The organism is Arthrobacter subterraneus, from assembly GCF_900099735.1.
Taxonomy (GTDB): Bacteria; Actinomycetota; Actinomycetes; order Actinomycetales; family Micrococcaceae; genus Arthrobacter_D; species Arthrobacter_D subterraneus.
The window spans coordinates 20,219-35,166 of sequence record NZ_FNDT01000016.1; the positions used below are offsets into that span (position 1 = coordinate 20,219).

Annotated in this window: 15 protein-coding genes; 10 read left to right on the top strand and 5 right to left on the bottom strand. The window is 66.5% G+C overall.

Annotation, left to right across the window (positions count from 1 at the left end; all coding sequences use genetic code 11):
- The first annotated feature begins 98 nt into the window (after positions 1–98).
- Positions 99–875, top strand: coding sequence for a hypothetical protein (locus BLS52_RS14370; protein WP_090587624.1), 777 nt, complete (start codon positions 99–101; stop codon positions 873–875).
- Between the two features lie 87 nt (positions 876–962).
- On the opposite strand, the gene BLS52_RS14375 is transcribed toward BLS52_RS14370, so the two are convergent.
- Complete coding sequence (locus BLS52_RS14375) at positions 963–2,168, bottom strand: DUF445 domain-containing protein (RefSeq protein WP_026544789.1); 1,206 nt, start codon at positions 2,166–2,168, stop codon at positions 963–965.
- A gap of 133 nt (positions 2,169–2,301) precedes the next feature.
- On the opposite strand from BLS52_RS14375, the gene BLS52_RS14380 reads away from it, so the two are divergent.
- Both BLS52_RS14380 and BLS52_RS14385 read left to right on the top strand, forming a co-directional pair.
- Complete coding sequence (locus tag BLS52_RS14380; RefSeq protein WP_026544788.1) at positions 2,302–3,192, top strand: glycerophosphodiester phosphodiesterase family protein; 891 nt, start codon at positions 2,302–2,304, stop codon at positions 3,190–3,192.
- Between the two features lie 12 nt (positions 3,193–3,204).
- Positions 3,205–5,013 carry a glycoside hydrolase family 15 protein gene (locus BLS52_RS14385; RefSeq protein WP_090587627.1) on the top strand — a complete coding sequence of 603 codons (1,809 nt, stop codon included), beginning with the start codon at positions 3,205–3,207 and terminating at the stop codon, positions 5,011–5,013.
- A 66-nt stretch (positions 5,014–5,079) separates the two neighbouring features.
- Here BLS52_RS14385 and BLS52_RS14390 read toward each other — a convergent pair whose 3' ends face one another.
- On the bottom strand, positions 5,080–6,255 hold the full coding sequence (locus BLS52_RS14390) for a zinc-dependent alcohol dehydrogenase (protein WP_026544786.1): 1,176 nt from the start codon (positions 6,253–6,255) through the stop codon (positions 5,080–5,082).
- 101 nt (positions 6,256–6,356) lie between these two features.
- On the opposite strand from BLS52_RS14390, the gene BLS52_RS14395 reads away from it, so the two are divergent.
- Together BLS52_RS14395 and BLS52_RS14400 are read left to right on the top strand one after the other, a co-directional pair.
- Positions 6,357–7,076: an AzlC family ABC transporter permease gene (locus BLS52_RS14395; protein ID WP_035778320.1), complete on the top strand. Its 720-nt coding sequence runs from the start codon at positions 6,357–6,359 to the stop codon at positions 7,074–7,076.
- Positions 7,073–7,384 (top strand): AzlD domain-containing protein, encoded by a 312-nt coding sequence (locus tag BLS52_RS14400; protein ID WP_026544785.1) that lies wholly within the window; start codon positions 7,073–7,075, stop codon positions 7,382–7,384. Before BLS52_RS14395 ends, BLS52_RS14400 begins: the two co-directional genes overlap by 4 nt.
- Before the next feature lie 70 nt (positions 7,385–7,454).
- Here BLS52_RS14400 and BLS52_RS14405 read toward each other — a convergent pair whose 3' ends face one another.
- Together BLS52_RS14405 and pta are read right to left on the bottom strand one after the other, a co-directional pair.
- A complete protein-coding gene (locus tag BLS52_RS14405; protein ID WP_026544784.1) occupies positions 7,455–8,582 on the bottom strand; it encodes an acetate/propionate family kinase in 1,128 nt (375 codons plus the stop codon).
- On the bottom strand, positions 8,579–10,672 hold the full coding sequence (pta, locus tag BLS52_RS14410; RefSeq protein ID WP_090587630.1) for a phosphate acetyltransferase: 2,094 nt from the start codon (positions 10,670–10,672) through the stop codon (positions 8,579–8,581). Before pta ends, BLS52_RS14405 begins: the two co-directional genes overlap by 4 nt.
- A gap of 171 nt (positions 10,673–10,843) precedes the next feature.
- Between pta and BLS52_RS14415 the strand changes: the two genes are divergently transcribed.
- From BLS52_RS14415 to BLS52_RS14435, 5 genes are all read left to right on the top strand, one after another.
- Positions 10,844–11,368, top strand: a complete 525-nt coding sequence (locus BLS52_RS14415; RefSeq protein ID WP_090587632.1) for a cupin domain-containing protein — start codon at positions 10,844–10,846, stop codon at positions 11,366–11,368.
- A 31-nt stretch (positions 11,369–11,399) separates the two neighbouring features.
- Positions 11,400–11,753, top strand: coding sequence for a thiamine-binding protein (locus BLS52_RS14420; protein ID WP_026544782.1), 354 nt, complete (start codon positions 11,400–11,402; stop codon positions 11,751–11,753).
- The gene (locus tag BLS52_RS14425; RefSeq protein ID WP_090587633.1) at positions 11,750–12,394 is read left to right on the top strand and encodes an O-methyltransferase; all 645 of its coding nucleotides are present in this window, start codon (positions 11,750–11,752) and stop codon (positions 12,392–12,394) included. Before BLS52_RS14420 ends, BLS52_RS14425 begins: the two co-directional genes overlap by 4 nt.
- Positions 12,395–12,463: 69 nt before the next feature.
- Entirely contained in the window at positions 12,464–13,036 is a 573-nt protein-coding gene (locus BLS52_RS18860; protein ID WP_175460185.1) for a GNAT family N-acetyltransferase, read from the top strand.
- A complete protein-coding gene (locus BLS52_RS14435; RefSeq protein ID WP_090587636.1) occupies positions 13,014–13,850 on the top strand; it encodes a spermidine synthase in 837 nt (278 codons plus the stop codon). Before BLS52_RS18860 ends, BLS52_RS14435 begins: the two co-directional genes overlap by 23 nt.
- 65 nt (positions 13,851–13,915) lie before the next feature.
- Here BLS52_RS14435 and BLS52_RS14440 read toward each other — a convergent pair whose 3' ends face one another.
- The gene (locus tag BLS52_RS14440) at positions 13,916–14,812 is read right to left on the bottom strand and encodes a LysR family transcriptional regulator (protein WP_090587666.1); all 897 of its coding nucleotides are present in this window, start codon (positions 14,810–14,812) and stop codon (positions 13,916–13,918) included.
- Positions 14,813–14,948: the final 136 nt, after the last annotated feature.

Genomic DNA, 14,948 nt, shown 5'->3' on the forward strand with positions numbered 1-14,948 from the left:
GCACTAAAACGCCCCGTCGGTCTCATCCGGCGGGGCTTTTTGCGCGACTTTTCGGTGCGCACCAGCCACACTTGAGTAACCCTAGGGAAGGATCAGTAATGGCACGCTTCAACCCCGCGGGAAAATTTGCCAGCGGAGCGGTATTCGACCGGCATGGCCAACCTAAACCGGGTGTCCAGCGCGTGGTGGAACGGGCTATCGACATTCAGCGACCTCTGGTTCTTGCAAACATTCGGAGACTGCGGAGAAAATACCCCTCCGCGACCGCCGCTGAACTGAACGCAAAACTGGAGCGGGATTACCTTGTTGCAATCACTACGGCCGGCGCCGCGGTAGGAGGCACCGCCGTCGTGCCTGCAATCGGGACGGTGGTTTCACTCGGGCTGTCGGCCGCTGCGACCGTCGGCTTCCTTGAGGCGACGGCGCTGTATGCGCAGTCGGTGGCCGAGCTTCACGGCATCTCCACTGACGATCCGGAGCGCGCACGGACCCTCATCATGGGCATCCTCATGGGAGAAGAAGGGTCTGCACTGATCCAGGCAACCATCGGCTCGTCCGCGGGCGGGGTTACCCGCCACTGGGGCAACGTTGTGGGCGGATCGATGTCATCCTCGGCCGTGCGGGGTATCGGCGCAAGCATCCGAAAGCGGTTCATCCGGCGCATGCTCGCCCGGCAGGGGGGCGCGCTGCTGGGACGCGCGCTGCCGTTCGGGGTGGGAGCTGCGGTAGGTGGAGCGGGCAACCACATGATGGGCCGTACCGTCATCAACGCCACCAGGGAGGCATTCGGTCCGCCGCCCACGGTCATTCCCGGCGAACTGCTGACTGAACTCGAGAAGCTTCCGGCCCCTACGGCGGAGGATACGGGGTCCTGAGGGTCTCACATGCTGCCCAGCCCAGGCTGGGGCTGAGCCTCAGCCGAAGCCGAAGCCTGAGCCTGAGCCTGAGCCTGAGCCTCAGCCTCAGCCGAACAGGGCGTGGGCAAGCGCAAAGATACCCAGCCCGGCGAGGGAGCCCACAACGGTGCCGTTGATCCGGATGAACTGGAGGTCCTTGCCCACCTGGAGTTCGATCTTGCGTGAGGTTTCCTCCGCGTCCCAGCGCTCCACGGTTTCGGAGATGATGCCGGCAATGTCGCTGCGGTAGGTACGCACGAGGTATCCGGCGCCGTCGGAAATCCACCGGTTGATCCTGCCCGCAAGGTCCCCGTCGGTGGTCAGGCGGCGCCCGAAGTCGCGGACGGCTGCCTTGAAGTTCCGGGTCAGCTCACTGTCGGGGTCATTGACGGCCTCGAGGAGTGCCGTCTTGACCGTTGACCAGGCCCGCGCGGCCACATCGTGAACCCGCGGATCGTCCAGGAACCCGGCCTTGATCTCCTCGGCCTTGGCGATGACCGCCGGGTCATGCTGTAGGTCCTGGGCGAGGTCCTTCAGGTACTTGTCGATGGAAAGCCGGACATCGTGCTGCGGGTCGGCCTGGACTGCCCGCACAAACTTCGCGAGCTCCACATAGACCTTGTCCCCTACCATCCCGTCCACAAAGTGGGGCACCCACGTGGGGGAGCGCTGGGACACCACGCGGGATACGACGTCGTAATTGGCATCCACCCACTCGGCCGCGCGGTCCACCAACAGGTCCACCAGACGGTGGTGGTGGCCCTCCTCGAAAATCCGCTCGGCCATCCTGCCCACAGGCGGACCCCACGGGGGGTCGACCACATGCTTGCGCACCATCGATTCGATGACCCGCTGGACGGCGTCGTCATCCAGGACAGTGAACGCGCCGCGGATCAGGGCGGCACCCTCGACGGCGACGCGGTCAGCCCCCTCGGGGCGGGCCAGCCAGGAACCTGCGCGCTGCGCGAGCCCGAGGGAGGACAGTTTCTCCTGCACCACCGACTCCGAGAGGAAGTTTTCCTCGACAAACTGCCCCAGGGAGGCGCCGATCTGGTCCTTCTTGCGGGGGATGATCGCCGTATGGGGGATCTTGAGCCCCATCGGGTATTTGAACAGGGCAGTCACCGCAAACCAGTCGGCCAGGGCGCCCACCATGCCGCCCTCCGCCGCAGCGCGGACATATTGAAGCCACGGGTACTCATCCTGCAGGGCGAACGCAAAGAGGAAGATCACGGCCATGAGCGCCAGCAGTCCGGTGGCGACGGCCTTCATCCGCTTCAGACCCGCCGCGCGCTCCGTATCGGTCAACGCAATGCTCACTTCGTCCTCCGCATCATGGCTGAGTTTCCCATCTAACCAGCCGCCGGTAGGGCAGTCACGCCGGGCATTCGCTAGCGTAGGGCCTGTGGCAGAACAACGAGCGGTACAACACCTGGTTTTCGCGCATCGCGGTGCGAGTCAGCAGTACGCCGAGCACACTCGCGCGGCGTTCCTCCAGGCGCTCGCGGAAGGCGCGCACGGCATCGAGTGCGACGTCCACATGACCGAAGACCTGCAGCTGGTCTGCATCCATGATTCGACTCTCGACCGCACGTCGAGCGGGACCGGTGATGTGGCGGACCACACGCTGCGCGAGCTGCGCGAACTCGACTTCGCCTCGTGGAAAGGCGCCAACGTGCCGCCCCAGTACGGCGGTATTGCGGACCAGCTGCTCAGTCTCGAGGACCTGCTGGACCTCCTCCGGCGGGACGGGAGGGAGCTGGAACTCGCAATCGAACTGAAGCACCCCAGCCCCTTCGGGCTCAGGCTCGAGGAGCGGCTGATCGCGTTCCTCATGAGGGAGGGCTATGACCCGGTGACGTCGCGGCTGGCCAACCTTCACATCAGCTTCATGAGCTTCAACCCCGATTCCGTCAGGCATCTGCTGGAACGGGTCCCGGCCGACGTGGTTTGCCAGCTTGTCGCCGACGTGCAGCCCGAGGATGTGCGCGAGACGCTGGGACCGCTCACCGCGGCAGCCGTGATGAATCTGCTCCGCCGCGCGTTGCATGAGGGCGAGCGCATCATTGCGAGCGGGGCGGTGGGAATTGCGGGACCCGGCATCGAGTACGTCCGTGCACACCCCGAGCGGGTGACCGGCTGGCTTGCCGCCGGGCTGCGCGTCCGGGTGTGGACAGTGGACACGGACGACGACGTGGACTTCCTCCGTGACCTCGGTGTCCAGGAGATCACCACAAACCGGCCTGCCCGCGTCCTGCGCAGGCTCGGAGGGGAGCCCGACTCCGGGCGTTTGTGATTGAGTTAATGCATGGCCATGCCGATTGAGGACTATGCACTTATATCCGATCTCCATACCGGCGCCCTGGTCTCCCGGGCCGGAAGCGTGGATTGGCTCTGCTACCCGCGGTTTGATTCGCCGTCGGTTTTTGCGGCGCTTCTCGGAAATGAGAACCACGGCCGCTGGCTTATCGCGCCGACGCACGACGCCGGTGCTGCCGACCCCGTGGAATGGAAATACATCGACTCGACCTTTGTGGTGCAGACCCGGTGGCGGACCGAATCCGGCGAGGTTCTCGTGACGGACTTCATGCCGCTGCATGACCGGCGTGCCTCCCTCGCACGCCGTATCGAGGGCATCAGCGGCTCCGTGCCGATGCACCAGGAGCTGGTTGTGCGGTTCGGTTACGGGGAGGTCCTGCCCTGGGTGAGGCGCACCCATGAAGAAGGCGGGCCGGGCATCCTGGCCATGGCAGGTCCGGACGCGCTGCTGCTGCGCGGCACCCACCTTCCCCGTGCCGCGGACCACCGCCATATCGGTGAGTTCACGGTCAACGCGGGGGAGAAGGTGGACCTGGAGCTGGTGTGGTACCCCTCCCACCGGCCGCAACCGCCGGTCCTGGACTTCGATGCCACGCTCCAGTCGACGATTGACTACTGGCAGGGCTGGGCCGAGAGCTGCGAGAAGCAGGGCGAATACGATTCCATCGTCAAGCGCTCCCTCCTGGTGCTGCGTGCGCTGACCCACGAAGATACCGGCGGCATCGTCGCTGCGCCCACCACGTCGCTACCCGAGGCCTTCGGCGGTGAGCGTAACTGGGACTACCGGTTCTGCTGGCTGCGGGACGCCGCGCTGACGCTTGAGGCCATGATGACGCACGGGTACCAGGACGAGGCTTTCGACTGGCGCAACTGGTTGCTCCGCGCCGTCGCCGGCGACCCCGCGGACCTGCAGATCATGTACGGAGTCGCCGGGGAGCGCCACCTGCCGGAGAAGGTGCTCGGACACCTGCCCGGCTATGCCGACTCGGTTCCCGTACGCATCGGGAATGGGGCTGTGAGCCAGTACCAGGCGGACGTCGTCGGCGAAGTGATGGTGGCACTGGAGAAGCTGCGGGAACGCGGCGTGGAGGAGGGCGAGTTCTCCTGGCCGCTGCAGCACGCGCTGCTGAATTTCCTCGAGAAACACCTGAACCGCAAGGACCATGGCATCTGGGAGATGCGCGGTGAGCCGGCGTACTTCACGCACTCTCGGGTGATGATGTGGGCTGCATTCGACCGTGGTGTGCGTGCCGTCAGGGAGCATGGTCTCAAGGGCGAGGCGGATCGCTGGGAAAAGCTGCGGGACGAGCTCCGGGAGGAGATCCTCGAGCAGGGCTTCGACCGCGAGGTGAACTCCTTCACCCAGTTCTACGGCAGCGCACTGGTGGACGCGTCACTCCTGCAGCTGCCCCAGGTGGGCTTCATCGAGTACAACGATCCCATGATGCTCGGCACGGTGGCCCGGATGGAGCAGCAGCTGCTGGACGAGCACGGGCTGCTGCTCCGCTACCGCACCGAATCGGCGATCGACGGCCTGGCGCCGGGGGAGCATCCGTTCCTCGCCTGTTCCTTCTGGCTGGTGGAACAGTACGCGCACACAGGGCGTCTTGAGGATGCCACGCGCCTCATGGACCAGTTGGTCGGCTACGCCAACGAGCTCGGCCTGCTGTCGGAGGAGTACGACGCCGGGAACCACCGGATGGCCGGAAACTTCCCCCAGGCGTTTTCCCACCTGGCGCTGGTCCGGGCGGCTGACGCGATCCACGCAGTGCGGCGGGCGGCACTCGCCTCGCGTTGAGTTGTCAGGACACGCCGATTATCGGGTGGCAAACGGGGTGTGTCCTGACAACTCAACGCTGGCCGGCTACGGCTTGAGGACCACCTTGATGCACCCGTCCTGCTTCTTCTGGAACATGCTGTACGCCCCGGGCGCCTCGGAGAGCGGAACCTCGTGCGTCTTGAGGTCCATCACACCCAGCGGATCCGACGGGTCCTCGACAATGGGGAGCAGCTGGTCCGTCCAGCGCCGCACATTGCACTGGCCCATCCTCGTCTGGATCTGCTTGTCGAACATTGTCAGCAGCGGCATGGGGCTGGCCGTGCCGCCGTAGACGCCGCTCAGGGATACCGTTCCGCCCCGGCGGACAGAATCGATGGCCGCATGCAGCACATTGAGCCGGTCAACACCGGCCGTCTCCATGGCCTTTTTGGCCAGCGCGTCGGGGAGAAGGCCGACCGCGTGTTGGGCGAAAGCGCCGACGGGAGAGCCGTGCGACTCCATGCCCACGGCATCGAGCACAGCATCCGGGCCGCGGCCGTTGGTCATCTCGCGCAGTACGTCCCCGGTCTCCTTCGAGAACTCGATGGTTTCGATCCCGTGCCGCTCGGCCATCGCGCGGCGTTCTGCTACCGGCTCGACCGCGATGACGCGATGGCCAAGATGCTTGCCGATCCTGCTTGCGAACTGTCCCACCGGGCCAAGACCGAAGACGGCAAGGGTGCCGCCGTCGGGCACGTCCGCATACTGAACGCCCTGCCAGGCTGTGGGCAGGATGTCCGAGAGATAGAGGTACCGCTCATCGGGCAGCTCGCTCCCTACCTTGACCGGCCCATAGTCCGCGTGGGGGACGCGGAGGTACTCGGCCTGTCCGCCGGGAACGGACCCGTAGAGCTCGGAGAAGCCGAACAGGGCGGCGCCGGTTCCCTGCTCATGGACCTGCGTGGTTTCACACTGCGACTGCAGCCCGTTGTTGCACATCCAGCAGTGGCCGCAGGAGATGTTGAACGGAATCACCACCCGGTCGCCGGGCTTGAGGTTGGTGACGCTGCTGCCGACCTCTTCCACAATGCCCATCGGCTCGTGTCCCAGCACATCACCCTTGTGCATGTAGGGGCCCAGTACCTCGTAGAGGTGGAGGTCGGACCCGCAGATCGCTGTGGAGGTGATGCGCACGATCGCGTCGGACGCGTCCTCGATCCGCGGATCCGGGACGTCTTCAACGCTCACCGATCGCTTGCCCTGCCAGGTAAGTGCCTTCATGGCTACATCTCCTTAAATTGCTAAGCATGCTGTCCTTTCTCAGTATTGCGGGCATTGATCCCGAAGTGAAGTGCACCGACCGTTCGGCATACGCTTGGCCGGTGAAGTTTTCGAGATCGCCAGCCGTGCGGGTTGGACTGTCAATCGCCGTGGCAACCGGGCTGTACGGCATCTCGTTCGGGGCATTATCAGTGGCGTCCGGCCTCGATGTCCTGCAGACTCTGGCGCTCAGCCTCCTCCTGTTCAGCGGCGGGTCGCAGTTCGCGTTCATCGGCGTGGTGGCCGGCGGCGGTAGCGGTGCTGCCGCAATGTCCGCGTCGGCGCTGCTCGGAATCCGAAACGCCGTCTACGGCATGCAGATGAACGCCATGCTCCGGCCGCGGGGCTGGCGGAGGCTCGCCGCTGCGCAGGTGACCATCGATGAGTCGGCCGCAACGGCTACCGGGCAGACAGTGCCGCAGGAGCGCGCCCGCGGATTCTGGGTGGCCGGGGTCGGCATATACATTCTTTGGAATATGTTCACGCTGGTCGGTGCCCTGCTGGGAAATGCCCTCGGTGATCCAGCGCAGTGGGGCCTTGACGGCGCGGCAGTGGCAGCCTTCCTGGGGCTGCTGTGGCCGAGGCTGAAGGCGCGGGAGCCGGCGGCCATCGCCGTCGTCTGTGCGCTGGTGACTCTGCTGACCGTTCCCTTTGTGCCTGCCGGCGTGCCCATCCTGGTGGCTGCGGCGGTGGCCGCACTGCTCGGCTGGCTTAACGTCGGGCCTTCCGGAGAGGGACTTGAGCCCGACGTCGAACCCTATCCCGTGGAGGGTCGGCGATGAACCTCTGGATCTGGATCCTTGCCGCCTGCGCAATCAGCTACCTCACCAAACTCGCGGGCTACCTGGTCCCTGCGCGCCTCATGGAGAACCCGCGCATGACGAGGGTCGCGGGAACACTGACCATCGGTCTCCTGGCCTCGCTGACCGCAGTCAACACCTTCTCGAGCGGTCAGTCCCTGGCGCTGGACGCGCGGCTTGCCGCCCTGGCCGCGGCAGCGGTGGCGCTGTGGCTGCGGGCACCGTTTCTCGTCGTCGTGCTGGCCGGCGCCGGTGCGGCGGCTGTGGCGCGGCTGCTCGGCGCCCCCTGACCCGTTGAGCTGTCAGGACACGCCCCTTCTGAGTGCGGCAAAGCGGCGTGTCCTGCCGAATGAACGGGGGTTAGGCGGAAACGACGACGGCGGCAGTCGCCTCTGCGATGGCCGCCTCCTCATCCGTGGGCACCACCAGAACGGGGAACGCGGACTCCTCGGTGCTGATCTCGCGCGGCGAGCCTCCGGGCTTCTGGTTTTCGGCGTCGTCGATGTAGACACCAAGCGCGGCCAGCCGGTTCACCACCCGTTCCCGGAAGCGCCAGGAGTTCTCGCCGATCCCTGCCGTGAACACGAGTGCCTGTGAACCGCCCACTGCGACGTGGTAGCCGCCGATGTACTTCGCCAGGCGGTAGGACGCGATGTCCAGTGCCATGGTGCCGACGGCGTCTGAGGACTCCTCGATCGAGCGCATGTCATTGTGGCCGGTGAGGCCCTTGAGCCCGGATTCCCGGTTGAGCAGCCTGTCCAGATCCTCTTCCGAATAGCCCTCACGGCTGAGGAAGAGCAGGATCGACGGGTCGATGTCGCCGGACCGCGTCCCCATCACCAGACCCTCCAGCGGTGTGAATCCCATGGAGGTGTCGATGCTGCGCCCGTTCTGCACCGCGGTGACGGACGCCCCGTTGCCCAGATGGGCAAGAACGCCGGTGAACTCCTCCGCCGGCATGCCGAGCAGCGCAGCGGCGTGCCGCGTGACGTACTCGAAGGACGTCCCGTGGAAGCCGTACCTGCGGATGCCGAACTTCTTGTAGAGCTCATCGGGCACGGCATACCGCCACGCGTGTTCGGGCAGTGTCCGGTGGAAGGCGGTGTCGAAGACCGCCACCTGTGGCATGTCCGGCCACCGCTCGGCGATCGCGCGGATCCCCTGCACATTCGCCGGGTTGTGCAGCGGAGCCAGCGGATTGAGCCGCTCGATGGCGCGGATGATCTCGTTGGTGATCAGCACCGGTTCGCTGAACCGCTCTCCGCCGTGGACCACCCGGTGTCCGACGGCGTCGATCGGCCGGCCCTGCAGGCTGGCTTCCAGTTGCTCCGTCACGCGGTCCAGCGCCTCCGTGTGATCCGCGGGGCCGCCGTGCGCGCTGTCACCGATGCGCTCGATCAGGCCGTTCGCCAGCCGTTCGCCCGTGCCGGAATCCCGGACCTGGTACTTGAGCGAGGACGAGCCCGAGTTGATGACGAGGATGATCATGACTTCTCCTGCTGTGGTGTGCCCTGCGCCTGGACGGCGGTGATGGCGACGGTGTTCACGATGTCTTCAACGGTGCAGCCCCGGGACAGGTCATTGACCGGCTTGCGCAGGCCCTGAAGGACCGGCCCGACGGCGACTGCACCGGCGGACTGCTGGACCGCCTTGTAGGTGTTGTTCCCAGTATTCAGATCAGGGAATATAAACACGGTGGCCTGTCCGGCAACGGAGGAACCCGGCAGCTTAGACTGGGCAATCGAAGCGTCGACCGCGGCGTCGTACTGGATGGGACCTTCGACGGGAAGGTCCGGCCGGAGGGAGCGCACCAGCTCCGTTGCCTTTCGGACCTCATCCACAGCGCCGCCGTAACCGGACTCGCCGGTGGAGTAGGAGAGCATGGCGACACGGGGCTCGACGCCGAACTGTGCTGCCGTCTCCGCCGACGCAACGGCGATGTCCGCGAGTTGTTCCTCGGTTGGGTCAGGGTTGACCGCACAGTCGCCGTAGACCAGCACCCGGTCCCGGAGCAGCATCAGGAAGACGGAGGACACAATCTTCACGCCCTCCTTGGTCTTCACGAACTCCAGTGCAGGCCGGATGGTGTTGGCGGTGGTGTGCGCGGCGCCCGACACCATGCCGTCAACATAGCCGAGCTGGACCATCATGGTCCCGAAGTAGGAGCCGTCCAGCATGCGGTCCCGGGCGTCGTCGAGTGAGACATTCTTGTGCGCGCGGAGGCGTGCGTACTCGGCCGCGAACTCCTCGCGCAGCCCAGACGTGGCCGGGTCTACCAGGGTCAGCCCGGACAGGTCGATGCCAAACCCGGCGGCTCGCTCGCGGATCTGCGACTCGGAGCCGAGGATGGTCAGGTCACAGACATCCCGCCGCCGCAGGATCTCGGCCGCACGGAGGATCCGTTCGTCGAGACCCTCGGGAAGGACAATGTGCTTTCGGTCGGCGCGGGCCTTCTCGATGAGCTCGTGCAGGAAGCGCAGCGGCGTCATCCGCACCGGCCGCGGCAGCTCGAGCCGTTCAAGCAGTTCCGTGGAGTCCACCTGCCGGGCCCACACACCGAGCGCGGCCGCAGCCTTCCGCCGGAGCCCGGTCGCAATCTCGCCGCGCACCTCACTGACATGCTTCGCGGCAGTGTAGGTGTCGTCGTCGACCGCGAATACGGGGAAGCTGGCGTGCGCCAGCAGGGCGAGGATATTGGGATCCGGGGCGAGGCCGCCGGTGAGGATCATCCCCGAGGGCACGGGAAACTCGGGCGAGAACGACGACGCGACGGTCGCCACGAGCACATCCGCCCGGTCCCCGGGCACGATCACCAACGCGCCGTCGGTCAGCAGTTCAAGGAAGTGATCCACGTTCATGGCGGCCACGCGAATGGAGGACACATCGCGTTCGAGTGACGCGCCGCCGGCAATGTGACGGGCCTCCAGCGCGTCCGCGACCTCCGCGATGGTCGGCTGGGAAATCTCGCTCAGCTCAGGGATGACATAGACGGGCCGGCCCGATTTCCCCGGCCGGACCTGCTCGCGGATGGCCTCGACCGCGTCCTCGGCCGCACGGTTCACCATCATGGCCAGCAGCGAGACCCGCGCGGCGTCGAGTTCCCTGCGGGCGACGTCGACGGCGTCCGCAGCCTCCGCTGCGCTCATGTCCTTGGCGCTCACCACGGCGAGGACCATGGCTCCCAGGTTGTTGGCGAGCCGGGCGTTCAGGTCAAACTCGACGGCCGCGTCCTGGCCGCTCAGATCAGTTCCCTCGACGATGATGACGTCACAGGACTGAGCGATCTCGCTGTAGAGGGCAACGCACCGGGCATCGATTTCCTCACGTTCCCCGGATACGAGGAGAGCCCGCGCTTCCGCCCGCGTCATGCCGCTGCGTGCCGTCTTTTCGGTCAGCCCGAATTCGCGGCGCATCAGCAGGACCATCGGATCCTCTGCTCCCTCCTCCGCCTCCGAGATGGGCCGCAGGAAACCTATCCGGTCCGCGTGCCCCTGGAGCATGCTGGCCAGGCCCAGGGAGATGAGGGATTTGCCCGAGCCGGGGGCCATGGCACTGACATAAATTCCGCGGGTGGTCATTAGTTCATCCTGCACGATCGCGGATGCATAGTCACTGCCGCCACCACGTGCGCTGCCTTACTCCGGAGGCGGGTTGCCGACGTCGTCAGGCCGGTAGTTCGACGGGCTTGACGGTCCGGCGCGGCTGAGTATTCTGGCCTCCACCGTCTCAACGCTGAGGAGCAGGCCACCATGGACGACGGCGCCCACACCCAGGATGAGGGAACCCGCGGCAAGGCGTACAAGCTCGCCCCCGCTGAGGGGCAGGCCCACTGGTTCACCAATGCGCTGGTAACCATCAAGGCCGGCGGAGCCGAGACGGGGCAGCGCCTCACCATCGCCCAGATCCTTCACCCCGCAGGATACTCACCTCCAACGCACAGGCATCTAGTGGAGGACGAGTCCTTCTACATCCTGTCCGGGACCGCCCTGTTCGAAAGCGACGGTGAACGCTTCGAGGTGGGGCCGGGGGACTTCGCCTTTCTTCCGCGAGGATCGGTGCACACCTTCGCCGCCGGGTCGGACGGACCGTTCAGCTGTCTGGTCATCACGGTTCCGGCCGGATTCGAAAACTTTGTGGCAGAAGCGGGAACGCCGGCGGAGAGAAGGGAGCTCCCCGATCCGGTGCCCGTAGACGGCGCTGCGCTCGCCGCCATCGCTGCGCGGCACCAGATCGAAATCCTGGGGCCGCCGCTCAGCGCCCGTGAAAACCCGTGACCCACGCGGCCAAACCTGACAGACTGGTCCCATGCTCGTAGCCTTCTCAGTTGCCCCGTCCGGCCGGCCCAGCGGCGCTCAGGAAGACACGGCCGAAGCGGCTGACGGATCAGTCCATGCCGCGGTGGCCGAGGCGGTGAAGATCGTGCGGGATTCAGGTCTGCCGAACTCCACCAGCTCCATGTTCACCGAGATTGAAGGTGAATGGGATGAGGTCATGGATGTGGTGAAGCGCGCCACCGAGGCGGTCGCAAAGTACGGCAGCCGGGTCTCCCTGGTGCTCAAGGCGGACATCCGGTCGGGCCGGTCCGGGGAGCTGACCGGGAAGGTGGAACGCCTGGAGCGGGCGATCGAGGAGATGGATGAGTACCAGGGGCACTCATGAGCAACTGGGCAGAGGTTGACGGCTTCCTCAACCGCACCGTGGTCAAGCCCGACGACGCCCTGTTGGCTGCCGTCGAGAACACCCGTGCCGCGGGGATGCCCGCCATCGAGGTGACTGCCGGCCAGGGCAAGCTCCTCATGCTCCTGGCGCGGCTCCATGGGGCACGGCGCGTGCTGGAAATCGGCACGCTGGGCGGCTTCAGCACCATCTGGCTCGCCCGCGGAATTCCCGAGGACGGCACCGTTGACACCTGCGAGTACGAGCCCGCCCACGCAGTGGTGGCACGCCGCAATCTGGAGGCGGCCGGCGTCGGGCATAAAGTGACGGTGCATGTCGGGGCTGCCCTGGAAACACTTCCCACGCTCACCGGACCCTACGACCTTTTCTTCATCGACGCTGACAAGGCCAACAACCCGCATTATCTGGAGTGGGCGGTGAAGCTGTCCCGGCCGGGCTCCGTGATCGTGCTGGACAACGTGGTGCGAGGCGGAGCCGTTCTGGATGAGGGCGGGGATGAGGACGTCAGGGGCATCAGAAAGGCGCTCGAGATCCTCGGATCCCACCCGCGTCTGGAGGCGACCGCTCTGCAGACGGTGGGGTCCAAGGACTGGGATGGGCTCGCGCTCGCAATCGTCACCTAGGAGCAGCGGCGGCGCCTGATCTGCCACGCCGGACCGGGAGCCTCCTGTCCGGGCGATAGCATGAACGCCATGGTCAGCATCCGCCCGCTCCGCGTCGAAGAGCTCGAGGCTGCCCTGCGGATGAAGAACCAGGGATGGCGCCAGGCCTACCGCGGGCGGCTCAGCCCGGAGATCCTCGACAGCCTGGATGACACCGTTGACGCGCAGGCAGAAGCGTGGCGGCTCGGCTTCGATCCCCAGGACGATGTCCCGTCGGTCGCCGTGAATGGGAACGGCCGTATTGTCGGTATCGCCGCGGGCGGTCCCGCGCGCGGGGAGGACCCGCCGGCCGCCGTCGAGCTGTTCATGCTCTACGTTCTCGAGGAGTATTACGGCACCGGTCTGGGACAAGAGCTGGCAGCGGCGGTAATCGGCGACGCCGCAGCCTGCGTCTGGGTCCTGGAGGGCAATGAGCGGGCCATCGCCTTCTACCGCAAGCTCGGCTTCGCCCCGAATGGCGAGCGGGAGCAGCTCTCCGACCGGTGGAACGGGCTCTCCGAAATCCGGATGGTGCGCCCGGCATTGCGAGGCACGCCGAACGTCCCGGACCGGACAGCACCGGCTGAGGGAGCAGGTGTCCGTGGGGCGTCAGCGGGAGCGTAGGAAAGCGGAGAGCCCCGACGGCGGGCCGGTTCCGGGCATCCACTCCATCGACACCGGAACCTGTGAGCTGGTCCCGGACAGGTTCAATCCCAACGGCTGGGTGCTGCACATCAACGGCGTGCCGAGCTCCCACATCGACCTCGCGGACCCCGAGCGGCTGGACTTCGAGTACATGCGGTGGATCGGCTCCCTGACCACCTCGCAGTGGCCGGTGACTTTCCGGCTGCGCGCGCTGCATCTCGGCGGCGGGGCCTGCTCACTGGCGCGGAGCTTCGCCGCGAAATTTCCGGGCGCACGGCAGGTTGTCGTCGAACTGGACGGCGCGCTGGCGGAACTGGTGCGTACGTGGTTCGACCTGCCGCGTGCGCCGCTGCTGCGGATCCGCGTGGGGGAGGCACGGGCCGTCACCGAATCCCTCTCGGACAGCAGCCGCGACCTCATCATCCGGGACGTCTTCGCGGGCAGCCGTACCCCGGTTCCGCTGACCACCCTGGAGTTCGTTGAACAGGCCAGGCGCGTCCTCGACCCGGCCGGCGTGTACGTCGTCAACTGCGGCGATTCCCCTGACCTCGCGACGGCGCGCCGGGAAGCCGCGACCATTTCCGCGGCCTTCACGAATACCGTCATCATTGCCGACCCCGCGATGCTCAAGGGGCGGCGCTACGGAAACGTCATCATCGCCGGAAGCGATGCCGCTCTCGGTGAGGATCCGGGCCTCGCCCGCGAGCTGCTCGGCGGAGGGGTGCCTGCTCATCTGTGGCGGGGCCAGCAGGTGAGCAGGTTCATCAGCGGCGCCGCAGTCCTCCGCGACTAGTTGAGTTGTCAGGACACGCCGCTTTCCCGCACTGATAAGCGGCGTGTCCTGCAAAATCAACGGGTTCAGCCGCGGCCGAGCAGCCTGTCCTCGAATGCGTCCGTCGCGGCGCGCAGGGCGCCGACCACGGCCGCAACCGCCGGCTGGCGCAGCGAGTCCGGCCGCGCCACAAGCCAGTACCCCAGCCGCTCCGCGACCTCCTCCGGCAACAGCCGCACCAGGTCCGGGTGCAGGTTCGCCATGAAGCACGGCAGCAGCCCGATCCCGGCACCGGCCCGGGTCGCCTCCACGTGTACAAAGACGTTCGTTGAGCTGAGCGAATCCTTCATGCTCGGCAACAGGCGGCGGGGTGCATCGAGGCTGTCCACCTGGAGCATGGAGTCAATGAAGTAGACCAGCGGATGCTCGAGCACCTCGGTGATGGTGGACGGCGTGCCATATTCGGCCAGGTACTCCCGCGACGCGTAGAGCCCCAGCATGTACTCGCCCAGCCGGATCGCCTCGGCCCGGTGCACCTGCGGCCGGCCCACCACCACCTCAAGGTCCAGCCCGCTACGGGTCTGCGACGCCCGCCGGGTCGCCGCGACAATCTCGACGCTCAGCCGGGGATGATCCCGGCGCAGCCGTGCAAAGGCAGGAGCCGCGATGTAGGCGCTGAATCCGTCCGTGGCACTCATGCGTACGACGCCGGAAAGCCGGCTGGCGCCGTCGTCGTTCCCTTCCAGCGCCGACAGGGCGCGCGCCACCTCCTCCGCGGCCGCCACTGCCCGAAGACCGAGGTCGGTCAGTTCCCACCCTCCGCTCGCCCTGACGAGGACGTGGCCGCCGAGGGAACGCTCAAGCGCCGAGATCCGCCGGGACACCGTGGTGTGGTTCAGGCCCAGCGTCTCGGCCGCCGCGGTGAAACGGCCGGTGCGTGAGACTTCAAGGAGGATGAGGAGATCATCCGAGTGGAGAGTCATCTGTGCATTTTCGCAGATGAGCCCTGCGGTACTGGGCATTGATACGCGCGGTTGTGTGCAGCCATACTCAATGAGGCCCATAGCGGGTGACAGCCGTCACAAGCGCAAAACCTCACCGGATCAGCAACCACGATCC